This is a genomic window from Streptomyces sp. NPDC002574, from assembly GCF_042889545.1.
Lineage (GTDB): Bacteria > Actinomycetota > Actinomycetes > Streptomycetales > Streptomycetaceae > Actinacidiphila.
On record NZ_JBIARB010000008.1, the window covers coordinates 282,990 to 306,058 of the forward strand.

The 23,069-nt window shown below is 72.2% G+C and carries 20 protein-coding genes; 8 read left to right on the forward strand and 12 right to left on the reverse strand.

Annotation, left to right across the window (positions count from 1 at the left end; translation table 11 throughout):
* Positions 1-86: 86 nt before the first annotated feature.
* From ACFYXS_RS21370 to ACFYXS_RS21395, 6 genes are all read right to left on the reverse strand, one after another.
* Positions 87-1,349, reverse strand: coding sequence for a PP2C family protein-serine/threonine phosphatase (locus ACFYXS_RS21370; protein WP_389250396.1), 1,263 nt, complete (start codon positions 1,347-1,349; stop codon positions 87-89).
* Between the two features lie 102 nt (positions 1,350-1,451).
* On the reverse strand, positions 1,452-3,284 hold the full coding sequence (locus ACFYXS_RS21375; RefSeq protein ID WP_389250398.1) for an alpha-galactosidase D: 1,833 nt from the start codon (positions 3,282-3,284) through the stop codon (positions 1,452-1,454).
* 51 nt (positions 3,285-3,335) lie between these two features.
* Positions 3,336-4,262, reverse strand: a complete 927-nt coding sequence (locus tag ACFYXS_RS21380) for a carbohydrate ABC transporter permease (protein ID WP_389250400.1) — start codon at positions 4,260-4,262, stop codon at positions 3,336-3,338.
* Positions 4,259-5,215 carry a carbohydrate ABC transporter permease gene (locus ACFYXS_RS21385; RefSeq protein ID WP_389250402.1) on the reverse strand — a complete coding sequence of 319 codons (957 nt, stop codon included), beginning with the start codon at positions 5,213-5,215 and terminating at the stop codon, positions 4,259-4,261. Before ACFYXS_RS21385 ends, ACFYXS_RS21380 begins: the two co-directional genes overlap by 4 nt.
* Before the next feature lie 20 nt (positions 5,216-5,235).
* The gene (locus ACFYXS_RS21390; RefSeq protein WP_389250405.1) at positions 5,236-6,549 is read right to left on the reverse strand and encodes an ABC transporter substrate-binding protein; all 1,314 of its coding nucleotides are present in this window, start codon (positions 6,547-6,549) and stop codon (positions 5,236-5,238) included.
* A 2-nt stretch (positions 6,550-6,551) separates the two neighbouring features.
* Positions 6,552-7,733: an ROK family protein gene (locus tag ACFYXS_RS21395; RefSeq protein ID WP_389250407.1), complete on the reverse strand. Its 1,182-nt coding sequence runs from the start codon at positions 7,731-7,733 to the stop codon at positions 6,552-6,554.
* Between the two features lie 182 nt (positions 7,734-7,915).
* On the opposite strand from ACFYXS_RS21395, the gene ACFYXS_RS21400 reads away from it, so the two are divergent.
* The gene (locus ACFYXS_RS21400; protein WP_389250409.1) at positions 7,916-10,060 is read left to right on the forward strand and encodes an alpha-galactosidase; all 2,145 of its coding nucleotides are present in this window, start codon (positions 7,916-7,918) and stop codon (positions 10,058-10,060) included.
* Positions 10,061-10,146: 86 nt separating this feature from the next.
* On the forward strand, positions 10,147-10,503 hold the full coding sequence (locus ACFYXS_RS21405) for a hypothetical protein (RefSeq protein ID WP_389250411.1): 357 nt from the start codon (positions 10,147-10,149) through the stop codon (positions 10,501-10,503).
* A 70-nt stretch (positions 10,504-10,573) separates the two neighbouring features.
* On the opposite strand, the gene ACFYXS_RS21410 is transcribed toward ACFYXS_RS21405, so the two are convergent.
* From ACFYXS_RS21410 to ACFYXS_RS21420, 3 genes are read right to left on the reverse strand one after another with little or no spacing between them, the layout of a single operon-like run.
* Complete coding sequence (locus ACFYXS_RS21410) at positions 10,574-11,134, reverse strand: cysteine hydrolase family protein (RefSeq protein ID WP_389250413.1); 561 nt, start codon at positions 11,132-11,134, stop codon at positions 10,574-10,576.
* Positions 11,110-12,885: an MFS transporter gene (locus tag ACFYXS_RS21415; protein WP_389250843.1), complete on the reverse strand. Its 1,776-nt coding sequence runs from the start codon at positions 12,883-12,885 to the stop codon at positions 11,110-11,112. Before ACFYXS_RS21415 ends, ACFYXS_RS21410 begins: the two co-directional genes overlap by 25 nt.
* Before the next feature lie 5 nt (positions 12,886-12,890).
* Positions 12,891-13,340 (reverse strand): MarR family winged helix-turn-helix transcriptional regulator, encoded by a 450-nt coding sequence (locus tag ACFYXS_RS21420; protein WP_389250415.1) that lies wholly within the window; start codon positions 13,338-13,340, stop codon positions 12,891-12,893.
* 282 nt (positions 13,341-13,622) lie between these two features.
* On the opposite strand from ACFYXS_RS21420, the gene ACFYXS_RS21425 reads away from it, so the two are divergent.
* Positions 13,623-14,342 carry an SDR family oxidoreductase gene (locus ACFYXS_RS21425; protein WP_389250417.1) on the forward strand — a complete coding sequence of 240 codons (720 nt, stop codon included), beginning with the start codon at positions 13,623-13,625 and terminating at the stop codon, positions 14,340-14,342.
* 27 nt (positions 14,343-14,369) lie between these two features.
* On the opposite strand, the gene ACFYXS_RS21430 is transcribed toward ACFYXS_RS21425, so the two are convergent.
* A complete protein-coding gene (locus ACFYXS_RS21430) occupies positions 14,370-15,131 on the reverse strand; it encodes an SDR family oxidoreductase (RefSeq protein ID WP_389250419.1) in 762 nt (253 codons plus the stop codon).
* A 293-nt stretch (positions 15,132-15,424) separates the two neighbouring features.
* Between ACFYXS_RS21430 and ACFYXS_RS21435 the strand changes: the two genes are divergently transcribed.
* The 3 genes from ACFYXS_RS21435 to ACFYXS_RS21445 all read left to right on the forward strand — a co-directional run bounded on the left by ACFYXS_RS21435 (position 15,425) and on the right by ACFYXS_RS21445 (position 18,326).
* Entirely contained in the window at positions 15,425-16,174 is a 750-nt protein-coding gene (locus ACFYXS_RS21435) for a DUF4328 domain-containing protein (RefSeq protein ID WP_389250421.1), read from the forward strand.
* A gap of 121 nt (positions 16,175-16,295) precedes the next feature.
* Complete coding sequence (locus ACFYXS_RS21440) at positions 16,296-16,547, forward strand: hypothetical protein (RefSeq protein WP_389250423.1); 252 nt, start codon at positions 16,296-16,298, stop codon at positions 16,545-16,547.
* 210 nt (positions 16,548-16,757) lie between these two features.
* Complete coding sequence (locus ACFYXS_RS21445) at positions 16,758-18,326, forward strand: CehA/McbA family metallohydrolase (RefSeq protein WP_389250425.1); 1,569 nt, start codon at positions 16,758-16,760, stop codon at positions 18,324-18,326.
* Positions 18,327-18,392: 66 nt separating this feature from the next.
* Here ACFYXS_RS21445 and ACFYXS_RS21450 read toward each other — a convergent pair whose 3' ends face one another.
* Positions 18,393-19,244, reverse strand: a complete 852-nt coding sequence (locus ACFYXS_RS21450) for a glycoside hydrolase family 19 protein (protein WP_389250845.1) — start codon at positions 19,242-19,244, stop codon at positions 18,393-18,395.
* Between the two features lie 236 nt (positions 19,245-19,480).
* Here ACFYXS_RS21450 and ACFYXS_RS21455 point away from each other — a divergent pair, with 236 nt between their 5' ends.
* On the forward strand, positions 19,481-20,851 hold the full coding sequence (locus ACFYXS_RS21455) for an FAD-binding oxidoreductase (RefSeq protein ID WP_389250428.1): 1,371 nt from the start codon (positions 19,481-19,483) through the stop codon (positions 20,849-20,851).
* Here ACFYXS_RS21455 and ACFYXS_RS21460 read toward each other — a convergent pair.
* Positions 20,848-21,996, reverse strand: a complete 1,149-nt coding sequence (locus ACFYXS_RS21460) for a TDT family transporter (RefSeq protein WP_389250430.1) — start codon at positions 21,994-21,996, stop codon at positions 20,848-20,850. The two genes, ACFYXS_RS21455 and ACFYXS_RS21460, sit on opposite strands and share 4 nt — an antisense overlap.
* A 70-nt stretch (positions 21,997-22,066) precedes the next feature.
* Here ACFYXS_RS21460 and ACFYXS_RS21465 point away from each other — a divergent pair, with 70 nt between their 5' ends.
* Positions 22,067-22,993 (forward strand): LysR family transcriptional regulator, encoded by a 927-nt coding sequence (locus ACFYXS_RS21465; protein WP_389250432.1) that lies wholly within the window; start codon positions 22,067-22,069, stop codon positions 22,991-22,993.
* The last annotated feature ends 76 nt before the right edge of the window (positions 22,994-23,069 follow it).

Sequence of the window (23,069 nt, forward strand, 5' to 3'; positions counted from 1 at the left end):
GCCGTCGCAGGACGGGCCCCGCGTCGCACGGTGCCGATCACCCTACGTGCGCGTCCGGCGGCGTCCGGGCGCGGCGCGCCGCGCCGCTACAGCCGCAGCGTGACCAGGGCGACGTCGTCGTCGGTGTCCGTGCCGTCCTCGGCGCGCAGGTCGCGCAGCAGGGCGTCGGCCAGGTCCTCCGGGTCGAGCTTGCGGTGCCGGACGATGCTCTCGGCGAGCCGCCGCAGCCCGACGTCGATGTCCTCGCCGCGGCGCTCGACCAGGCCGTCGGTGTACAGGACGAGAATTGCCCCGGGCGAGTAGCCCACGGTCGCCTGCGACCGGTTCGCCTCGTACGTCCAGGCGCCGAGCGGGGGGTCGGCGATCGTGTCGAGGAAGACCACGCTCTCGTCGTCGGCGTCGAGCATCGCGGGCGGCAGATGGCCGGCCCTGCTGTAGGTGATGGTGCCCCGGGCCCGGTCGATGACCATCTGGACCGCGGTGGTCGCCAGCGCCCCGTCCACGGTGATGGCGTACCGCGCCAGGGTCTTCAGGGCGGGACCCGGCTGTCCGAAGGCGCGGACGGCGGCGCTCAGCGCGCTGCGCAGCTGCCCCATGACGCCCGCCGCCTCCAGTCCGTGCCCGACGACGTCGCCGACGGCGACCGCGAGCCGGTTGCGTTCCAGCCCGGTCAGGTCGTACCAGTCGCCGCAGACGTTCAGGGAGCCGGTGGCCGGGCGGTAGCGGACGGCCGCGAAGTCGTACTGGTCGTGGACGACGGTGGGCAGCATCGCGCGCTGCAGCGTGACCGCGATGGCGCGCTCGCGGGCGTGCGCCTCGCGCAGCCGCTCGTTGAGTGCCTCGAGCTCCTGCGCCCGCACCAGCAGCCCGGCGGTCGCGAGTACGTCGCTGCTCAGCCCGCCGCCCTCGGCGTCCCCGCCGCCGCCGGCGCGTACCAGGGCGGTGACGTCGTCCAGGCGCGCGATGACCATGCTGACCTCGCCGTCGGACGCGACGACCGGGATGTGGACGGGGCTCCAGTAGCGGACCCCGTCGTCGCCGGGGTCGCGCCGCACGGCGTCGTACCGGATCGGGCCGATCACGTCCTGCTCACCGGTGGCCACGGCGCGCTGCGCCGAGGCGCTCATGCGGCTGACCCCGTTCTCCGGTTCGGCGGGGAACGCCTCGACCGCCGGCAGTCCGCGCAGGCGTTCCCGGTCGAGGCCGAAGGCCCGCAGGAACGCCTCGTTGGCGTCGGCGATGACGAGGTCCGGGGTGAGCAGCAGCACAGGGACGGGGAAGGCCAGGAACACCGACTCGTAGTCGATCTTCCCGCCCGGCCCCCCGTCGGATCCGGATCTGCGGCTCACCCTTTGATGTCTACCTCGCCCGGACGGCTCCCGCCCGTTGGCGGGGTCCGGACCCCGCGCCGCCGGGGTGCGGGGCCCGGCGCGCGCCGGGCCCCGCGGGGGTCACGCGCGCTTCGGGACGTCGATCCGGTCGATGTCGGGGGCGTAGCCGGAGCCGCTGTCGAAGGTGACGGTGTTGGCGCCGGCCTTCAGGCTGAGCGGAATGCTTACGGTCTCGGCCGTCCCCCAGTCGCCGGTGGACGGGAACGTGTACGTGGTGGCGGCGTCGCCGTTGACGGAGACCTGGGCCTGGCGGGGGTCGCCGCTGACGTAGGCGACCTTCACCGTGTAGACGCCGGCCTCGGGGACGACCACGTCGTTGAAGCGCAGCGAGCCGCCGAGGTAGAGGTCGCCGACCTTCCGGGAGCCGGAGCACACGCCGCAGTCCGCGACCGAGGCGCTGCCGCCCAGGGTGTTGCCGGCGGCCTCGGCCTCGTAGCCGGTCGTCGCCTGCGCGGGGCCGTGCGGGGTGACCGTGAACAGGCGCGAGCCGTGCGCGGGCAGGGTCGCGGTGATCCTGTCCTTGAGGCTGCCGAGGTCCTGGTGGTTCCACAGGTCGCGCACCGAGCCGCGGCCGGAGAAGCCGAGGGAGGCCCAGTCGGCGGTGACGGCGGCGGGCGCGGTGCCGAGGTTGAACAGGGCGACGGTCCAGCTGCCGTCGGCGTTCCTGGCGGCCCACACCTGCCGGTCGCCGGTCGCGGTGACCGGGCGGGCCGCCGGAGTGCGGGACTGATTGAGCGCGATGACCTCGCGGTTGGTCAGCAGCGAGGTGCCGTAGGCGTCGAGGCGGGTGAGGTCGTCACCGGTGAACAGCGGGGACTTGGCGATGGCCCACAGCGTCATGTAGGTCTGCCGCTCGGCCTTGGTGAGACCGTCCATCCCGCCGTTGCCGACGTCGAGGGAGTCCAGGTCGTTCCAGCCGCCGGGACCGCCGTGGCGGCTCCAGGCCGCGGCGTCGGTGAACCGGTCGTCGACCGAGTTCTCCCAGCTGACCAGGGTGTCGCAGTAGCACTCGACGTCGGTGTCGATCCGCCAGCCGTTGGAGTGGTTCTTCCAGTCGGCGATGTGGCCGATGTCCAGCGACCAGGACAGTTCCAGGTGGATGGGGCGTCCGGTCGCGGCGATCGCCTTCTGCCAGGCGGCGATGTCGGCGACGTTGTCGTAGTTGTCGCCGCTCTTGAAGGAGCCGGGACCGACGCCGTCGATCTTGAGGAAGTCGTAGCCCCAGCCGGCGATCAGCCGTGCCTGCGAGTCGATGTACTTCTGCGCGCAGGGACGGGAGAAGTCGATCTTGTACGAGCTGTCCCAGCCGTTGGTGGTGCGCAGGTCGCCGTAGACGATGTCGGCGGTGGTGCAGCCCGGGGCGTTCCAGATCGGGACCGTGCCGCCGCCGTACCCCTCCTTCTCCAGACCGACCGGCAGGTAGATACCGGCCTTCAGCCCCTTGGCGTGGATGTGGTCGGCGACCGGCTTCATGCCGCGGGGGAAGCGCACCGGGTCCGCGGTCTGCCGGCCGTTGGCGTCGAACTCGGGCTTCCAGTCCCTGTCGCGCCACCAGCCGGCGTCGATGTTGACGTAGCTGTAGCCGTACTTCTTGAGCTTGGCGGCCATCGCGTCGGTCTGCTGGAGCACCTTCTGCTCGGTGAGCCAGCTGTAGTCGCCGTCCGGGTTGAGCCCGGGGTACTTGGAGGACTGCATGCTCCAGCTGGACCAGCCCATGTACGGCGTGGCGGCGACCGGTGCCGTGGCCGCGACCGGCGCCGCCGCGGCGGCCGGCGCTTCCGGTGCGGTCGCCCGCGCCGCGGGCACGGCGGCGGACAGACCGGCGGTGAGGGCCAGGACGAGCAGCGTCCGGGCGGCACGTGGGGGCAGGACGGACTGCGAGGGTGACCGCATGGGTCGGCCTCCTGGGGTTGGGGGGACGGCGGGGCGGGTGCTGTGAGGGCGTCAGCCCTTGCCGGAGCCGATGGTCAGGCCGCTGATGAACTGGCGCTGGAGGGCGAAGTACACCAGCAGCGTGGGGACAGCCGTCATCAGGGCACCGGCGGCGATGAGGTTGGGGTTGGTGAAGTACTGGCCCTGCAGATTGGCCAGGGCCGAGGTGATGGGGCGCTTGTCCCCGGTCTCGATGAGCGCGAGCGGCCAGAAGAAGTCGTTGTAGATCCAGATCGCCTCCAGCGTGGCCAGCGCGGCGAAGGCCGGCCGGCACAGCGGCAGGATGATCTGGAAGAACTGCCGCCACACCTGGGCGCCGTCGACGAGCGCCGCCTCGGAGATCTCGCGCGGGATCGTCTTCATGTAGTTGCTGAGCACGAAGGTGCAGAACCCGCACTGGTACGCGATGTGGATGGCGATGATGCCCCACACGGAGTTGTAGAGCAGCAGCGAGTCGCTCATCCAGGCGGGCAGCGGGATCAGCAGGTAGAGCCGGTACAGCGGGGTGATGAGCACCTGGGCGGGGAGCAGGTTGCCCGCGGTGAAGAGCATCAGCAGGACGATGTTCCACCGGAAGTCGAAGCGCGAGACGAAGAACGCGACCGCCGCGGAGAACAGCAGGGTCCCCAGCACCGAGGGCACGGTGATGAGCACCGAGTTCCAGAAGAAGTGCGGCATGCCCGACTGGGTCCAGGCGTCGGTGTAGTTGCTCAGGCTGATCCCGTGCGGCCAGGAAAGGTAGCCGTGCTGGGCCGTGTCCTGGTACGGGCGCAGCGAGGTGTACATCGCCCACAGCAGCGGCAGCAGCCACAGCAGGGCGATGCCGCCGAGCATCAGGTGACGGCCCGTCTGGCGGGGCGGTCGGGAGACGGTGTGCGGCCCCGGTCCGCGCGCGACGCGGGCCCGGGAGGGGGCCGGCTCGGTGGCGGTGGTGGTCACTGGGCCTCCTTGCGGAAGTTCTGTACGAGGAAGGTCCCGATGGCGGCCAGGGAGACGACGAGCAGGACGACGGCCAGCGCAGAGCCGTAACCGATGTGGCTGGACTCGCCGATGATGTTGTCGGTGATCAGCAGGGACAGCAGCTCCATACCGGGCTTGCTGCCGACGCCGCCGCCGAGCACGTACACCACGTCGAAGGCGCGCAGCGACTCCATGACGGTGACGACCAGGATGACCACGTTGACCGGCCGCAGCGCGGGGAAGACCACCTTGAGGAAGGTCTGCCGGCCGTTGGCGCCGTCGAGGGCGGCGGCCTCCTTCAGTGCCGGGTCGAAGCCCTTCAGGCCGGCCAGGTAGAGGATCATGATGTAGCCGGTGTGCCGCCAGGCCGACGCGACCAGTACGGACCACAGGTTGAGGTCCGGGTCGCCCAGCCAGTCGATGTGGTGGCCGGGGGCGACGGCGTTCAGGATCCCGTCCAGCAGCCCGCTGTCGGGGTTGTAGATGATCTCCCAGATCAGGCCGACCACGGCCAGGGAGAGCACCATGGGCAGGAAGATCGCCGTCTGGTAGATCCGGGTGAAGCGCAGCTTCCGGTCCAGCTGGTAGGCGAGGAAGATGCCGAACGGGGTCGGCAGCAGCGCCGTGAACAGCAGCCAGATGACGTTGTGCTGCACCGCGGGCCAGAACGGCGGGTAGTTGGTGAAGATCTGCCGGTAGTTCTCCAGCCCGGTCCAGTGGATGTCGGACAGCGCGATGCCGTCCCAACTGGTGAACGACAGGCCCATGGAGGCCAGCGCGGGCAGCCAGACGAAGAACAGCAGCGCGAGCAGGGGGACGCCCACGACGACGGTCAGGAAGAGGCGGTCGCCGGGCCCGAGCCGGCGCGGACGGGACCTGGGGCGGGACCGGGGACGCGGGCGGGGCGGCGCGGAGGGGGGAGCGGACGGCACGGGGTTCCTTCCGGTCCGGGTCAGGCGGTGAAGAAGCGGGACCGCTGCGACTCGATCTGCTTCAGCAGGGACGACGCGTCGTCGGGGTGGCCCAGCCACTGCGTGAGGCCGGGCAGCACGACCGTGGAGATGAACCCGGGGTCGCTGTCGCGGTCCGCGAACTGCGTGATGTGCTTGGCGGAGGCGATGAGTTCGGCGGACTTCTTCTGCAGGGGGTTGTAGGAGCCGGTGTCCGCCTTCGCGTGGACGGCCACGTTGCTCGGGTCGACGCCCATGTAGAGGTTCTCCGCACCGGCGCTGCCGAGGAACTCCAGCAGCTTCTTGGCCCCGGCCTCGTTCTTGGGCCGGCGGCTGAGCATGAAACCGTCGGTGGGCGCCTCGACGGCGTCCTGGCCCTGCGCCGGGTCGATCTCGGGGAACGGGAAGAAGTCGATGTCGTCGCGGAGCTTCTCGTCGCTGATCTGCTGCCCGACGAAGAGCCCGATGATCGCCATGCCGGACTTCTTGTCCAGCAGCGACTGGGCGGCGTCCTGCCAGGAGCGGCCCGCGGCGCCCTGCTGGTAGTACGGGGCGATCTCGCGCCACAGGTCGAAGACGGCGACGGCACGGCGGTCGGTCCACGCGACCTCGCCGCGCATCAGCTGCATGTGGAAGTCGTAGCCGTTGGCGCGCAGGTCGAGGTAGTCGAAGGCGCCCAGGATGCTCCAGGCGTCGCCGCCGCCGTAGCCGGAGGCGATGGGCGACAGGCCGTCCTTCTTCATGCGCTTGGCCAGCGCGGTGTACTCCGACCAGGTGCGGGGGACGGTGTAACCGCGCTCCTGGAACAGGCTCTTGCGGTAGAAGACGGCCCACGGGTAGTTGTACAGCGGCACGAAGTAGTACTTGCCGTCCTCGCCGCGCGAGAGCTGCTTGGTCGCGTCGCTGAAGCCGCCGCCTATCTTCTCCCACACGTCGTCCAGCGGCGTGGCCAGGCCCTTCTTGGCGAAGTACTGCATGCGGTAGCCGGCGAACCAGGTGAAGACGTCGTCCGGGGTGCCCTGCAGGTAGGTGGAGATGCTCTTCTGGAAGCTGTCGTGGTCCACGGTGTTCGTCTTCACCGTCAGACCGCTGTCCTTGGTGAAGGCCTTGGTGACCGCCGCGTACGCGGACTTGGGCGTGGCGTCGGCACCGTTGGACCCGAAGGTCACCGTCTTGGGGTCGGCTCCCGCTCCCCCGCCGCAGGCGGTGAGCAGCGGCGCGGCCAGGGCGGCCGCCCCGAGTCCGAGCATGCTGCCGACCACGCGGCGGCGGCCGGGCCGGGCGGCGAACGGGGAAGTGCGGCTCTGCAGCGTCATCGCTACTCCTTGGACGTGTCTGAGGTGATGAAGGACTGGATCGCGGTGGCCGCGGCTCCGCGCGCCCACTCGTCGAAAGGCAGCGGTCGGGTCTGCAGGTCGCACTGCGCGGCCGTGCCGAAGGCGGAGGCGGTGAAGGCGTCGCGGATCTGGTCGGCGAACAGGTCGTAGGCCGCCAGCCCCTCGCCGGAGATGATCACGCGTTCCGGGCCCAGCAGGTTGGCCACGGCGCCGATGGCCCGGCCGATCGCCTCGCCGGCCCGCGCGTACACCGCGCGGGCCCCCGGGTCGCCCCGGTGGGCGAGTTCCAGGGCCTCCGCGGCGTCGGCCACCGCGACGCCGGTCGCCGCCCGTACGTCCCGGACGATGGCGGGGTCGGCGGCGATGGCCTCCACGCAGCCGCGGTTGCCGCAGTGGCAGACCGGACCCGCGGGGTCGATGGGCAGATGGCCGATCTCGCCGGCCACGCCGTAGGCCCCGGAGACCACGTTGCCGTGGACGACCAGGCCGCACCCGATGCCCGCACCCACCGTGATGACGGCGAAGCCGCCCAGCCCGACGCCGGCCCCGAACCACTGCTCGGCGACGGTCAGGGCCCGTACGTCGTTCTCGACGGTGACCGGCAGACCGGTCGTCATCGCCACGATCTCGGCGAGGGCGACGTCGCGCCACTCCAGGAACGGCGACCAGCGCACGACCCCCGCGGCCCGGTCGACGTCGCCCGAGACGGCCAGGCCCAGTCCGCGGACCTGGACGCCCAAGCCGTCGGCCTCGGTGCGCAGTTCCTGCACCAGGTCGCCGATGACGGCCAGCACCGGGCCCGGCTCGCGACTCGTCAGCGGCACGTGCCGGGCGACCTGGATCCGGCAGCACAGGTCGGTGAGGACGCCGATGACCTCGTCCCCGGTCACCTTGAGGCCGATGAACAGGGCCCGGCCGGCGTCCACGCGGACGTGGTTGGCGGGCCGCCCGAGGGCAGTGCGGGCCGCCCCGTCCGCCTCGTCCACCAGGTAGCCGGCCTCGATGAGGGGCCGGACCGCCTTGGTGACCGCGGCAGCGGACAGCCCGGCGCGCCGGGCGATGTCGGCCCGGGTGAGCGGGCCGTGGGACAGCACGATGGTGAAGATCTGCGAGGCGGCCGGGGTATGGGCCGGTATCGCCTCGCCGGGTGGGGTCGAGCGCATGGCCGGGAACCTAGATCCGTTCTTTTCTTCTGTCAATGAAAGAAACAAGGATGGTCGGAAGTTGCGGTTTTGAACCGACCGGGTCTTGTAAAGGGTTGTGACAGGTCGGTGTTGACATCTGATCAAAGGTCACGGTTGGCTTTCGCCATCTGCCTCGTGGCGTCGACCGATCGTGAGGACCCATGGCCCTGATCTCCTTCGCCCCGCACACCGGGGTCTGGCTGCTCTCCACCGCGCGCACGTCGTACGCGCTGCGGACCGACGAGACGGGGGCCCCCTGTCACGTCGCATGGGGGCCGCGGCTGACTCTCGCGGAGGCGGCGGAGCTGGCGGTTCCCCTCGCCCCGCCGGCCAGCAGCTTCGAGGGGCGGCCGGCGGTGGGCGAGGAGCTGCCCGTCGACGGCGGCGCCCGGTACGGGGTGCCGTCGCTCCAGGTCCGCTTCGCGGACGGCTCGCGCGCCTTCGAGTGGCAGCCGGCCGGCCACCGGCTGGACGAATCCAGCCCGGGCACCGCCGAGTTGGCGCTCGCCTACCGTGACCGCCGGTACCCGCTGGAAGTGACCCTGCACTACCGGGTCCACGAGGACACCGACGTCGTCGAGCGCTGGACCGTGCTGCGCAACGCCGGGGACCAGGCACTCGCCCTGCCGCGCGCCGACTCCGCCGCCTGGACGCTGCCCGCGCTGCCGGGTTACCGGCTCAGCCACGTCACCGGGCAGTGGTCCGCGGAGAACACCCTGCACCGCGAGCCGCTCCCGGCCGGGGAGACCGTCCTCGGCAGCCGCCGCGGCGTCACCAGCCACCACGCGAACCCATGGGTCATGCTCGACGCGGGCGACGCCACGGAGGAGCAGGGCCGGGTGTGGAGCGCCGCCCTCGCGTGGAGCGGCAGTTGGCGCATCACCGCGCAGCGCACCCCCGACGGCCGGGCGGGCTTCACCGGCGGCGCGGGCCACGACGGCGCGAGCCTGCCGCTCGCCCCCGGCGAGGAGTTCACCACGCCCGTGATGGCGGCGCTGTTCAGCGACGGCGGGTTCGGCGCGGCCAGCCGCGGCTGGCACGCGTACACCCTGGCGCACGTCCTGCCCCGGCCGCGCGAGACGGCCCCCGTGCTCTACAACTCCTGGGAGGCGACCGGCTTCGACGTGGAACCGGCCGCGCAGGCGGCGCTGGCCGCGCGCGCCGCGTCGCTCGGCGTCGAGCTCTACGTGGTCGACGACGGCTGGTTCGGCGGCCGCCGCCACGACCGCGCGGGCCTCGGCGACTGGACGCCCTCACCCGACCGCTTCCCCGACGGGCTCGGCCCGCTGGTCCGCGAAGTGCACCGGTTCGGCATGAAGTTCGGCCTCTGGGTGGAACCCGAGATGGTCAACGCCGACAGCGACCTGTACCGCGAGCACCCCGACTGGGTGCTGCACGTCCCCGGCCGTACCCGCACCGAGCTGCGCAACCAGCTCGTGCTGAACTTCGCCCGCCGTGACGTCGCCGACTGGGCGTACGACTGGCTGACCCGCCTGGTCGCCGACCACGGCATCGACTTCCTCAAGTGGGACATGAACCGCGCCTTCAGCGAGGCGGGATGGCCCGAGCGCGCCGGCGGCGCCGACCGCGTGTGGACCGGGTACGTGCACAACCTCTACGGCGTCCTCGACCGGCTCCGCGCCGACCACCCGGACCTGCGGATCGAGGCGTGCAGCGGCGGCGGCGGCCGTGTCGACCTCGGGATCCTCGCCCGCACCGACCAGGCGTGGACCTCCGACAACACCGACGCCGCCGACCGCACCCGCATCCAGCACGGCCACACCCAGATCTACCCCGCCCGCACCATGGCCGCCTGGGTCACCGACGTCCCGAACCAGCTCACCGGACGCACGGTGCCGCTGCGCTTCCGCTTCCACGTGGCGACGGCGGGACTGCTCGGCATCGGGGGCGACCTGAGCCGCTGGCCGGAGGAGGAACTGGCCGAGGCCGCGGAGCTGGTGGCGGAGTACAAGACGGTCCGCCACCTCGTCCAGCACGGCGTCCTGCACCGCCCGGCCGTCCCGGGCGACGACGGTCCCACCGTCGTCCAGTACGTCTCCGCGGACGCCGAGGAGACCCTGGTCCTGGCCTGGCGCCCGCCCCTCCCCCACGGCACCCCGCGCCGCCCCGTCCGCCTCGCCGGCCTCACCCCCGGCGCCCGCTACCGCGACGCCCGCACCGGCGCCGTCCACCACACCACGGTCCTCACGGGCTACGGGCTCACCCTCGACCTCCCCCCGGGCGACTGGGCGAGCACTGCCGTCCACCTCGTCCGCGTACCGGACGGCGAGGTTCCCGCATCCTGAATGCCGAGACAACGGATCTCACGTCATGAGATACCTGTTACCGTCCGGACCACGGGGACAGCGCGGAGGGAACGGGAGAGGACGCGATGCCCAAGACGGTCATTCATGTGTTCCACGACGATGACGACTCGCTCGCGACCGGGACGCGGGTGGCGCAGCGCATCCAGGAGATCGCCCCGGACCACGGGAGCTCTGTCGAGGTGTTCTGCTTCGGGCCGGCCCAGCGCCGTCTCGGCGGCCGGAACGGCCCGGAGTCCGTCGTGACCTTCAACCGGCGGATCGACGAGCTGATCGCGGACGGTGTCGTCGTCGGAGCCTGCGTCAACTCCGCCCGTGCCGACGGAGTCGAGGACGAACTCACCTCGCGCGGCCTCACCCTTCGGGTCGCCCGGGACGAGTTCCTGCGCTTCACTCTCGAAGGCGCGACGGTCGTCACCTTCTGACGCCGGCCGGTCCCGCCGTACCGCTGCCCCGCGCCCGGCGCGGGCCCGGGGCAGCCGACGGGAAGGGCGGTCAGTTCTTGACGGCGAGCACCCATTCGTCGACGGAGACGACGGCCGCCTGCCGGGGGAAGACCTTCTCCGTGAGCACGCGGTGCACCTCCGGGTCGGCGTCGAGGCAGGCGTCGGCCAGGACCGTGAGCCCGAAGTCCAGGTCGGCGGCCTGGCGGAGGGTGGACAGGACGACACCGCTGGTGGCGATGCCGGTCAGGACGAGGCTGTCGATGCCGCGGGCGCGCAGCAGCATGGCGAGGTCGCTGCCCGCGAAGGCGCTGACGCGCTTCTTGGTGACGACCAGATCGCCGGGCTCGGGGGCGACGTCGGGGTGGACCCGCGCGCCGGGGTCGCTCTCGGCGAAGGCGCCGGTGCCGGCGAGGGCGCTGAAGGTCTTGTTGCGGGGGCTGACCTCGGGGTGCCCGTCGCGGAAGCCGATGACGACGTAGAGCACCGGGATGCCGGAGGCGTGGGCCGCGTCGATGGCCCCGCGCAGGCGCGGCAGGTAGTCCGGGTCGGGGGCGAAGCGGTCGAGGATGCCCTGCTGGACGTCCATCACGAGGAGTGCGCTGTGCGCCATGCTTCTGTTTCCTGTCCTTCGTTCGCGCCGGCCGGTGTGCCCGGTCCGGCCTTGTGGTGCCGGCCGCGGAGCACCGAGGCGACCGCGGCGATCAGGGACATCGCCGTGGCGGCGGTGAAGACCGTGACGAGCCCGTGGTGGAAGGGCCCGGAAACCAGTGCGGGGAAGAAGCCCGTACCGGTCAGGACGTCGACGTTGTGCGCGGGCAGGGAGTGCAGTACGCCGCTGGGCCCGAGCAGGTGGCTGATGGGGTTGTTGCCGAGGAAGGTGGCGAACAGCGTGCTGACCGGGGGCAGCCCGGCCACCTGGCTCGCGATGTCCGCGGGCACGCCCTGGCCGCGCAGACCGCTCTCCAGCGCGCCGGGGAGCGAGCCGGCCAGGCCGGAGATCATCAGCGAGAAGGACAGCCCGATGGACAGGGCCGTGCCCGAGTTCTGGAACGTCGAGCGCATGCCGGAGGCCACACCGCGCTGGTCCGGTGCGACGCTGCCCATGATCGCCGAGGTGTTGGGCGCCGAGAACATGCCCTGCCCGATGCCGCTGAGCAGCAGCAGGCCCGCGAAGGCGGGATAGGGGAAGTTCACCGGCAGCATGAGCAGTCCGACGAAGCCGGCGGCCACCAGCACCAGTCCGGTCGTGGAGAACAGCCGCGCGCCGAAGCGGTCGGAGAGGTAGCCGGATGCGGGGCCCGCGATGAGGAACCCGACGGTGAGCGGCAGCATGAAGATGCCCGCCCACAGCGGGGTGTCCTCGAAGGCGTAGCCGTGCAGCGGCAGCCAGATGCCCTGCAGCCAGATGATCAGCATGAACTGCAGGCCGCCGCGGGCGACGGAGATCAGCAGCGCGGCCAGGTTGCCGGCGGCGAAGGCGCGGATGCGGAACAGGCCGAGGCGGAACATCGGCTCGGCGATCCGGGTCTCCGCGACGCAGAACACCACCAGCAGCGCGACGCCGGTGGCCAGACCGCCGAGCACCCAGGGGTTGGTCCAGCCGGTGGGGTGGCCCCCGTAGGGCTGGATGCCGTACGTGATGGCGGCGAGCAGTCCGCCGGCCCCGGCGGTGAAGGTGATGTTGCCGATCCAGTCGATCCGGCCCGGTTTGCGGACGCCGGTCTCGCGGAGGCTGCGGTACGACCAGATCGTGCCGACGATGCCGATCGGCACGCTGATCCAGAACACCGCGCGCCAGTGGATCGTGGCCAGCAGCCCGCCCGCGAGCAGCCCCAGGAACTGCCCCGCCAGGGCGGTGATCTGGTTGATGCCGAGCGCCATGCCGCGTTGTCTGGAGGGGAACGCGTCGGTGAGGATGGCCGCGGAGTTGGCCGTGAGCATCGAGCCGCCGACGGCCTGCACGACGCGGAAACCGATGAGCCAGAGCGCGCCCGAGCCGCCCTTGAACGGGTCGAGCGACAGCGCGAGCGAGGCGCAGGCGAAGATCGCGAAGCCCATGTTGTACATGCGGACGCGGCCGAACATGTCGCCGAGCCGGCCGAGCGCGACCACCAGGACCGCGGAGACCAGCAGGTAGCCCAGGATCATCCAGAGCAGGTAGCCGATGTTGCCGGGCGCCAGGGGGTCGAGGCCGATCCCGCGGAAGATCGCCGGCAGCGAGATGATCACGATCGAACCGTCGATGGTCGCGATCAGGACGCCCAGCGTCGTGTTGGAGAGCGCGACCCACTTGTACCGGCCGTTGTCGTCCGGCCGGCCGTCGCCTTCGCCTTGGGTGCGGGCCGCCGTGCCCGCCGGTATACCGCTCACAGCCGCTCCGAGAGCCGGTCCAGCAGCGGCAGCACGGTGAGCAGCTGCCGCCGTTCGTCGTCGGTGAACTCGTCCTGGATGACCGCGCCCAGCCGCTGCACGGACTCCGAGCGCCGGTCGGCGAGCACCTTGCGGCCCGCGTCCGTCACCGTCACCACCGCGCGGCGGCCGTCCGCGGCGTCGGGGCGCCGGCTGACCAGGCCCCTTTCCTCCAGCCCCGCGAGGGTCGTCGCCATGGCCTGCGGGCGCACCCGCTCCAGTTCGGCGAGCGACCCGGGGGAATCCGGCCCCTCGCGGTCCAGCCGGGCCAGCACGGACACCTCGGAGAGCGTCACGTCCCCCACGGCGTGTGCCTGCCGCAATCGGCGCGCGATCCGGCCCACGGCCAGCCGGAGTGCCGCTCCGACCTCCGTGGGGTCGTCCGCCGCCGGCGTTGTCTCGTCCATGAATACTTACAATAGCTTAATCAATCCGCCGTAACTACCCGTGGATCGCGGATCCGGGAGCTCCCTCGACGCCACCGCCGGCGAGGGCTCCGGCACCCGAACGCGGCCGCCTACCGGACCGGTTGGCGCGGGCGGGCCGCGGTCGCCGCCGATGACGCGCGGTCCGGGTGGTGGCAGAGACCCCTGCGACATACGTTTGACGTGGGAGCGGCGCCGCACGCTCGCGCGTCATCGCGACGCCGGTCCACGGCCCTGCAGTCCATCGCCGGTGAGGTGCTCCCCATGAAAGTCCAAGGGTCTGTCGCTCTCGTCACCGGAGCGAATCGCGGGCTCGGTGAGCAGTTCGTGCGGGCGCTTCTCGACGCCGGAGCGGCCAAGGTCTACGCGGGGGCGCGCGATCCCGGGAAGGTCACCGTGCCCGGGACGACCCCGGTCACCGTGGACATCACCGACCAGGAGTCCGTGCGCGCGCTGGCCGAACTGGCCCAGGACGTGACGCTCCTGGTCAACAACGCGGGTTCGACGACCCGGGCCCATGTGCTCACCTCCGACCTGGACTCCTTCCGCAAGGAGTTCGAGACGCACGTCCTCGGCACCCTCGCCATGAGCCGGGCCTTCGCGCCGGTGCTCGGGCGCAACGGCGGCGGCGCGATCGTCAACGTCCTGTCCGTGCTGTCCTGGGTGTCGATCCCGGTCAGCGCCGGATACGCGGCGGCCAAGTCCGCCGAGTGGTCCGTGACCAACGCCCTGCGGGTGGCGCTGGCGGAACAGGGCACGCAGGTCACCGCCGTGCACGTCAGTTACCTCGCGACGGAGATGGCCGCGCAGGTGTCCGGCCCGAAGGCCGATCCCGCCGCGGTGGCCCGCGCGGCCGTCGACGGGGTGGACGCCGGACTGGACGAGGTGCTCGCCGACGACATCAGCCGGCAGGTCGAGGCCGCGCTGGCCGCGGGCCCCGAGGCCCTGTATCCGCAGTTGTCCGGCCGCCCGCCACTGGTCTGACCGACCCGCCGCCCCGCCCACGAAGGATCAGTGCGGGAGGAGCTGCTGGCCGCCGTCGATGTCGTAGGTCGCGCCCGTGAGCGCGTCATTGCTCATGATGTGCAGGGCCAACGCGGCGACGTCGCCGGGGCCGACGACCCGGCGGATGGGCAGCGTGGCGCGCAACTCCTCGCGCCGGGCTTCGAGTTGATCGCCCAGCAACGAGGCCGACAGAGGCGTGTCGACGAATCCCGCCGCGATGAGGTTCACCCGGACCGGCGCGATCTCCAGCGCGAGGTTGGCGACGAGGGCCGGCAGCGCCGCCGTCATGGCGCCCACGACGGACATGCCGACGCCAGGGCGCCGGGCTCCGGTACCGCTCATGAACAACAGCGATCCCCCGGCCCTGACCTTCTCACGGCCGTGGAGGGCGACCGCGAGCGTCGTCGTCAGGCGGTCGCCGAACTGGCTGCGGGCGGCGGCGAGGTCCATGTCGTCGAGCGGCATGTAGGCCGGACTGCCGGCGGTGACCATCACATGGTCGACGGGACCGCGCAGATCCTCGAAGAACTGCCGGAGACGGTCGGTGTCGTTGGCGTCGAACGCGGCCGTGCCGAGCGGCTGGAGTTCGCGCGCGGCCCGCTCCAGCCGTTCCGGGCTGCGGGCGACGAGAATCAGCCGGCCGCCCCTGGCGCGCGCCTGGCGGGCGGTCTCCAGCCCGATGCCCGCACTGGCGCCGATCACCACGACGGTCCGGTCGGCGAAGTCGGCGGGACCGTGCGCGGCGGGAGCGCCGGGTGCCGCGCTCATGACGCGACCTCGCGGCCGCTGTCGCCACGGCATCGGCATCGGCAGTTCAGTGGGCAGCTCATCCGTGCCTCCGGGGGTCGGCCTCCGGTCCCATCGTCGCGCTTCGGTCCGCTGCTCGCCTGCCGGCCGGCCACAGCCCGGGCCCTTGCCGGGAGGCTCCCCTTCCGGAAACGCGCGTGCGGGCCGCCGGGCGAATCCACATGGACGTCCTACGACCCGCTGGCATATGTTCCTGCCTGCCCGTTCGCGACGGGCCCACCGCTCGTCCACGATCCCTTGGGGGGGATTTCGTCGTGTCCATCAGTCCTGTCGGTCCACCGGGTGGCGCCGCCCCGTACTCCCAGCCCGGCCTGACGCCCACACCACCGGTCCTGCCCCGTGTGCTCCGGTCGCCGGGCGGCCTTGCGAACGCGGTCACCGTACTACTGGCGCTCATGATGGCGTTCGACCTGTTCTCGATCGCCTCCGACGTCAATCTGCACTCCCTGGCCGGAACGCTCACGGCGGACGGTCTCGTCTCGATCAGTGGCGACGACGCCGACCGTGCCGAGGTGCTCGTGGGCGTCGCCGCGCTCCTTCAGGGCCTCGGCTTCCTGGCGACCGCGGTCGTGTTCATCATCTGGTTCCACCGGGTGCGCAGCAACGGCGAGGTGTTCTCGCCCAACGGCTTCAACAGGGGCCGCGGGTGGGCCATCGGCGGCTGGTTCATCCCCTTCGCCAACATCCGCATCCCGTACCGCATCGCGCGCGACACCTGGGCCGCCAGCACACAGCTCGCCCCGGACGGTTCGTGGCGTCCGCTCCGGACGGGGATCGTCACCGTCTGGTGGATCGCGCTGCTCGCCGACCGGGTCGCGACCGAAGTGACGTCGCAGATGTTCACCGGGGCCGAGACGCCCGACGCCCTCGGGGACGCCGCGATCGGATTGTCCTTCTCCGACGCGCTGGACATCCTCGCCGCCGTCCTGGCGATCCGCTTCGTCCGGAGGCTGACCGCCATGCAGCACATCAAGGCCGTGCAGGGCCCGGTGGCCGCCTTCTGAGGTTCCCGCTTCCGGGGTTCCCGCGGAGTCCGGGCGCCGGCCACGTGCCGGCGCCCGGACCCGTTCTCACGGCCCGGGTTGCGAGCGGTGCGGGCACACGGGGAGGCTGGCAGGGGGGACGGTGCCACGAAGGCGGTGGTGGGACGTGGAGCGCCAGGTGTCGGTGGAGATGACCGGTGAGGGCTATCGCGTCGCGTGCCGGGACACCGGAGTGGTCGGGCACGGCATGACCGAGTCGGAGGCGTGGACGGACTTCTGGGAGGCCCTGCACGCGGATTGGAAGTCGCCGGAGGACGCGCGGGCCGCCGCGGAACGGCGGGATGCGGACCGCGCGCGGCCCCGGATGGACCGGGTGCGCGGCCTGCTGAGCTGAGCACGCCGGACCGCCGCGACACACCGGAGGTCCTCCCGGCTTCAAGCAACCGTGGCCGGGAGTTCCCCGTGGACTGTGCGCCGTTCACCTCGGCGGGCAAGGGTGCCGAAGTCATTGCACGCACCATCCATTCAGGAGGGGACCGCCTTGTGCCAGTCCGGGGCCTGTGAGCACAGTTCGAACCCGTCGGGAGAGGAAGCGGCCGCGGGCATGGGCCGCCGCTCCCTGCTGATGGCGAGCGGCGTGATCGGCGCGGCGGGGGCCCTGACCCTCGCTCCCGTGAGCTTCGCCGAGGCGGACCAGGCCCACGCGGCCGGCTCCGCCGGAGCGGGCGTTCCCGCCGACGGCACGGAGGTCACCCGCGTGATCACCGGTCACCTGGAGACCGGCGCCGCCGACTTCGTCTACCTTCCGGTCGAGGTGCCCCGCGGCGTCAACCAGATCGCCGTCTCGTACACGTACGACAAGCCGTCGGTGCCGAGCGGCACCCCGGGCAACTCGTGCGACGTCGGCATCTTCGACCAGCGCGGCACGGCGCTCGGCGGCAAGGGCTTCCGCGGCTGGTCCGGCGGCGCGCGCACCTCCTTCGTCGTCAACAGCGACGACACGACCCCCGGGTACCTGCCCGGCCCGGTCGAGCACGGCACCTGGAACGTCGTGCTGGGCCCGTACCAGATCGCGCCGCAGGGCATGAACTACTCGGTGACCGTCACCCTGCGCTACGGCCCGGCCGGCACCCCGTTCACGCCGTCCTACCCGAGCGAGCGCGCCACGGGCCGCGGCCGAGCCTGGTACCGGGGCGACTGCCACCTGCACACCGTGCACTCCGACGGCAAGCGACTGCCGTCCGAGGTGGCGGCCGGGGCGCGCGCGGCGGGCCTGGACTTCATCGTCTCCACCGACCACAACACCTCCTCGGCGCACGCCGTCTGGGGTCAGTACGCCGGCCCCGATCTGCTGATCGTCAACGGCGAGGAGATCACCACGCGCAACGGCCACTGGCTGGCGCTGGGCCTGGACTCCGGTGCGTGGATCGACTGGCGCTACCGCTCGCGGGACGACGCGTTCGCGCGGTTCGCCCGCCAGGTCCGCCGCCAGGGCGGCCTGGTCGTCCCGGCCCACCCGTACTGCCCGTACGTGGCCTGCCAGTGGAAGTTCGGCTACGAGGACGCGGACGCCGTCGAGGTGTGGAACGGCCCCTGGACGTACGACGACGAGTCGGCCGTCGACACCTGGGACGCCATGCTCGGCGCCGCGATGCGCAAGGGCGAGGACTGGCTGCCGGCCATGGCCAACAGCGACGCGCACAGCGTCCCGCAGGTCATCGGCCTGCCGCAGACCGTCGTGTACGCGGACGACCTGAGCCGGCGCGCGGTCATCGAGGGCATCCGCGAGGGCCGCACCTACGTCGCGGAGTCCTCCGCGGTGACGGTGGCCTTCACCGCGACCGGCGGCGGCCGCCAGGCCGCCATCGCCGAGACGCTCACGGTGGACGGGGACACGCCCGTCGACGTGCGCCTGGAGGTCTCCGGCGTGCCGAACGGCACGGTCCGGCTGATCACCGACGAGGGCCAGATGCACCAGGAGTCGCTGGACGCGTCCGGCTCCGGCACGGTCGTGTGGCGGACGACCGCTTCGCTCGCCGCGTACGTGCGTGCCGAGGTCCGCCACCCGAAGGCGGACGGCACCCCGGGCAAGGGCAACACCATGGCCGCGGACCTGCAGTGGGGCCCGATGGCGGCGCTGACCAACCCGATCGTGCTGAAGGTCCGCGACTGACCGGCGCCCTCCAGCCGGCCCGGTGGGCGCAGGGGCCGCTGCCCCTGCGCCCACGTGCGGTGGCGCTCAGCAGTAGAGGTTGTCCCCGGCGGCGACCCCGAGGATCTGGGTGAAGCGCTGGTAGTTGGTCACCCGGCTCTGGACCTGCGCGGGGTTGTGCCCGTCGCACTCCAGGGAGCCGTTGATGGAGCGGATCGTCTGGCCGAAGCCGGCCCCGTTCACCATCGCGTTGTGGCCGGTCATGGTGCCGGGGCCGCTCTGGGTGTTCCAGTACCACAGGCCGGTCTTCCAGGCGACGGCCGCGTCCTGCTCGACCAGCCACGGGTTGTGCAGCAGGTCGATGCCCAGCGCGTCGCCCGCGGCCTTGTAGTTGAAGTTCCAGCTGAGCTGGATCGGGCCGCGGCCGTAGTACGCGGACTGGCCGGCGGGGCAGCCGTAGGGCTGGCCGCTGTCGCAGTAGTGCGGGTAGTTGGCGGTGTTCTGCTCGACGATGTAGACGAGGCCGCCGGTCTCGTGCGCGATATTGGCGAGGAAGGCCGCGGCCTCCTGCTTCTTCACGGTGTCACTGCCGGTGTTCGCGAAGCCGGGGTACGCCGACAGGGCCGCGACCAGGCCGCTGTAGGTGTAGAAGCCGTTCCTGTTCGGGAACATCTGGTTGAACTGGGCCTCGCCGACCACGAATCCGGAGGGGTTGCCCGGGTTGCCGGGGTCGGTGCCACCGCCGCCGCAGGTGCCCTGGTCGGCCCACACGCCCCATTCGCCGGTGGTGCCGGGCGTCTCGCCCTGGGTCCACCACTTGGCCTGCCAGTTGTGGCCGCCGAGGGACGCCGTCATGCCGTTCGTGTAGACCGCCGAAGCGCTCCAGGGGGCCGCGCAGGTGGCGGCGGAGGCGGAGCCTGAAGGGATGGCCACCGCCATGCCGGCGGCGGCCGCGATGGTTGTGAGGAGTGCCAGAGTGCGTCGCATGACCATAACTGCTCCTTGGGTGGGGGGAGTTGCGTTTCGCACTGAGCAATGAACCGGATTGGCCTATACCTGTCAAGGTCTAGACCAACGCCCATTCCGCTTGAGGGCGTGCCCCGGCGGCGTAGCGTGGGAGGGGTAACGCGGGACAGGCGGGAAGGGGGGCCTCGGCGCTACGAGGAGCGTGGGCGATGGGCAACCCCTCGATCGACCGGCTGCGCGAGCGCGTCCGCGGCCCGGTGGTCACCCCCGGCAGTGACGACTACGACCGGGCGCGCACGGTCCGCAACGCCATGATCGACAAGCGCCCCGCGGCCGTTGTGCGCTGCGCCGACGCCGAGGACGTCAGGGCGGTCGTGGACCACGCCCGGGACACCGGGGCCGATCTCGCCCTGCGCGGCGGCGGGCACAGCGTGCCCGGCTTCGGCACCTGCGACGGCGGTGTCGTCGCCGACCTGTCGTCGATGCGCGCGGTACAAGTGGACCCGGCGGCACGGACCGCCCGCGCCGAGGGCGGAGCCACCTGGGGCGACTTCAACACGGCGACCCACGCCTTCGGTCTGGCCACGACCGGCGGCATCGTCTCCACCACCGGGGTCGGCGGGCTGACCCTCGGCGGGGGCATCGGATACCTGAGCCGGGCGCTCGGCCTGAGCTGCGACAACCTCGTCTCGGCGGACGTCGTGACCGCGGACGGGAACCTGGTCGTCGCGAGCGGCAAGGAGCACGAGGACCTGTTCTGGGCCCTGCGCGGCGGGGGCGGCAACTTCGGGGCCGTGACCTCGTTCGTGTTCCGGCTGGCACCGCTCACGGACGTCTACGGCGGGCTGATGCTCTACGAGACGGAGGACGCCGGCAGCGTGCTGCGCGCCTACCGCGAGGCCATCGCCGCCGCCCCGGAACGGCTCGGCGCCTTCCCCGCCTTCCAGATCGCGCCGCCGCTGCCGTTCATCCCCGAGGACCGGCACGGGGACCTCTTCGTCGGCGTCGTGGCGTGCTGGGCCGGTCCGCCGGAGGAGGGCGAGCGCGCCCTGCGCCCGTTCCGCGACGCGGCACCCGTGGTCGCCGAGCACATCGGCCGGATGCCCTATCCGGCGATGAACAGCCTCTTCGACGCCATCGCGCCGCCCGGCCTGCAGCACTACTGGAAGGCCGCGTTCGCCACCGGACTGACCGACGAGGCCATCGCGGCCCACGTCGCCCACGCGCCGGGGCTGCCCGCGGTCAACTCGACCGTCCACATCTACCCGATCGACGGCGCCTGCCACCGGGTGGCCCCGGACGCGACAGCCTTCGCGTACCGCGACGCGTCCTTCGCCGCGGTCATCGCCGGGATGTGGCCCGACGCCACGGCCAACGACGCCAACATCGCCTGGGTGCGGGACTACTTCGACGCCATCGCACCGCACTCGCAGGAGGGCGGGTACGTCAACTTCATGGCCGGCGACGACCAGAGCCGCATCCGGGCCAACTACCGCGGCAACTACGACCGCCTGGTGGAGGTGAAGAGGGCCTACGACCCCGGCAACCTCTTCCACCTCAACCAGAACATCAAGCCCTAACGCGCGGGCACCGGGAGGAAGATGCTCCCGCGTGCCGCGGCCCGCGCCGTGCGCGCCACGACCGTGACCCACGCGACGAGCAGCAGGACGCCGAGCACCACCGCGGCGCCTTGGAAGGCCGTCGAGTGCAGCCGCAGCGCCAGCGCGCTCGTGCCGGTGACGCAGGTGCCGACGGGGAAGGTGAAGCTCCACCAGGTCAGGGAGAAGGGCAGGCCGCGGCGGGCGGTGCGCACCGTGAGGGCCGCCGCCAGGACGAGCCACATCATCGCGAAGCCCCAGACGGGCACGCCGTACAGGAGGCCGAACACCTCGGCGCCGGTGGCGTAGGGGCGCGGCAGCACCGAGGGGGCCACCCCGCCGAGCAGATTGGCGGCGGTCACCGACTGGCCCAGCGGGCCCAGCACGATCCACAGCGTCGGCACCATCGCGGCGGGTCCCGTCTTGTGGTGCACGAGCCGGCTCCACACCAGGGTGATGATGATCAGGCTCGCGATCAGGCTCATACCGAACATTGCGTAGCACGCCAGCAGCAGCGTGAGCCGTCCCTGCCCGGGTGCGAGGTGCGGGATCAGGGCGGCACCGGTGGCGGCCGACACCATCGGGGGCACGACGGGCATCAGCCAGCCGCCGAAGGCCGAGTCCCCGGTGACGTGGTGGTCGGTCATCGCGCGGTACGGGATCCACACCCAGGTCACCAGCCCGAGCAGGGTGCCCGCCGACCAGAGCACCACGTCCACGACGAGCGCGGGGCGCTCCCCGATCCACGCGGAGCCCAGCGTCAGGGTGCCGACGCCGACCGTCATCAGCGCCATCGCGGGGGCGCCCCAGAAGTGCGCCATGACCGGGTTGGCGGCGTGCGCCCGGCCCCGCTCGGGGTGGCGCGTCCAGTGCACGGACCAGGCGGCGGTGAGCACGACGAGCCAGGCGGCGGCCAGGGCCCAGACGACGGTGGCGAACGTTCGCAGTCCCGGCACGTGCACCGGGAGGTTCGCCGCCGCGACGGCGATGATGCCGGTGCCCATGACGGAGGCGTACCAGTTGGGACCGAGGTCGCGGAAGAGCTGGGAGGGGTGGTCCAGCTCCCGCAGCAGGCCGGTGCGCGGGTGGGCGCCGGTGCTGGGCGGGGCGGTGAGCGAGCTGTGCATGGCCTCACCTTCCCGCCGCCGGGCGGGCCGCGGTAGGGATCATTCCGCGATGGGGTCATAGACTCGGCCTATGCCCTTGCCCGAGCGTGTGAGCGACCTGGCGGCGTACGACCTGCTGCTCTCCGTCGCCCGCCTGGGCAGCGTGGGCGCGGCCGCCCGCGCGCACGGCATCAGCCAGCCGTCCGCCAGCTCCCGGCTCCGTCATCTGGAACGCCGGCTCGGACTCCAGCTGCTGGAACGCTCACCGCGCGGTTCACGGCTCACCGAGCAGGGCGCGCTGGTCGCCGACTGGGCGCGCACCGCGGTGGACGCGGCGGCCTTCCTGGACGCGGGCGTGACCTCGCTGCTGGGCACCACGGAGAGCCGGCTGCAGGTGGCGGCCAGCATGACGGTGGCGGAGTATCTGCTCCCCCAGTGGCTGGCGGTCCTGCGGACGCGCGCGCCGCACACCTCGGTCGCGCTGACCGCGGGCAACTCCGACGAGGTCGCCGCCGCCGTGCGGGAGGGCAGGGCCCACCTCGGCTTCGTCGAGGCCCCCGACGTCCCGCGCGGGCTGACGGCCCGCACGGTGGGACGCGACGAGCTCACGGTGATCGTGGCCCCGGCCCACCCCTGGGCCCGGCGGCGCTCGGGGATCACCGCCGGCGAGCTGTCCGCCACGCCGCTGGTCAGCCGCGAACGCGGCTCCGGCACCCGGCGCTACCTGGAACGGGCCCTCGACGGGGTGGGCGCGGTCCCGCTCGCCGCTCCCCTGCTCGAACTCCCCTCGACGACCGCCATCAAGACCGCCGTCGCCGACGGGGTCGCCCCCGCGGTCCTCAGCTCGCTCGCGCTGACCGCCGAGCTGGCCAACGGCACCGTGGTGGCCGTCCGCGTGCGTGACCTCGATCTCACCCGCGCCCTGCGCCTGGTCCACCCGCGGACCAGCCCGCCGACCGGCGCCGCGGGCGAACTGGCGGCGATCGCCCGGCACGACTGCCCACCGACGGCGGCTTGAGCCCATCGGCCCATCGCCACGATCTATCATTGAGGGGCGGCAACGATCTGTGCCGACGGATGGTTTCCCGCTTGAT

Excerpts from the sequence above, each read along its gene's own strand:
- ACFYXS_RS21375 (WP_389250398.1), bottom strand. The coding sequence starts at position 3,284 with ATGCGGTCACCCTCGCAGTCCGTCCTGCCCCCACGTGCCGCCCGGACG.
- ACFYXS_RS21390 (WP_389250405.1), bottom strand. The coding sequence starts at position 6,549 with ATGACGCTGCAGAGCCGCACTTCCCCGTTCGCCGCCCGGCCCGGCCGC.
- ACFYXS_RS21395 (WP_389250407.1), bottom strand. The coding sequence starts at position 7,733 with ATGCGCTCGACCCCACCCGGCGAGGCGATACCGGCCCATACCCCGGCC.
- ACFYXS_RS21400 (WP_389250409.1), top strand. The coding sequence starts at position 7,916 with ATGGCCCTGATCTCCTTCGCCCCGCACACCGGGGTCTGGCTGCTCTCC.
- ACFYXS_RS21405 (WP_389250411.1), top strand. The coding sequence starts at position 10,147 with ATGCCCAAGACGGTCATTCATGTGTTCCACGACGATGACGACTCGCTC.
- ACFYXS_RS21410 (WP_389250413.1), bottom strand. The coding sequence starts at position 11,134 with ATGGCGCACAGCGCACTCCTCGTGATGGACGTCCAGCAGGGCATCCTC.
- ACFYXS_RS21420 (WP_389250415.1), bottom strand. The coding sequence starts at position 13,340 with ATGGACGAGACAACGCCGGCGGCGGACGACCCCACGGAGGTCGGAGCG.
- ACFYXS_RS21425 (WP_389250417.1), top strand. The coding sequence starts at position 13,623 with ATGAAAGTCCAAGGGTCTGTCGCTCTCGTCACCGGAGCGAATCGCGGG.
- ACFYXS_RS21430 (WP_389250419.1), bottom strand. The coding sequence starts at position 15,131 with ATGAGCGCGGCACCCGGCGCTCCCGCCGCGCACGGTCCCGCCGACTTC.
- ACFYXS_RS21445 (WP_389250425.1), top strand. The coding sequence starts at position 16,758 with ATGGGCCGCCGCTCCCTGCTGATGGCGAGCGGCGTGATCGGCGCGGCG.
- ACFYXS_RS21450 (WP_389250845.1), bottom strand. The coding sequence starts at position 19,244 with ATGGCGGTGGCCATCCCTTCAGGCTCCGCCTCCGCCGCCACCTGCGCG.
- ACFYXS_RS21455 (WP_389250428.1), top strand. The coding sequence starts at position 19,481 with ATGGGCAACCCCTCGATCGACCGGCTGCGCGAGCGCGTCCGCGGCCCG.
- ACFYXS_RS21460 (WP_389250430.1), bottom strand. The coding sequence starts at position 21,996 with ATGCACAGCTCGCTCACCGCCCCGCCCAGCACCGGCGCCCACCCGCGC.
- ACFYXS_RS21465 (WP_389250432.1), top strand. The coding sequence starts at position 22,067 with ATGCCCTTGCCCGAGCGTGTGAGCGACCTGGCGGCGTACGACCTGCTG.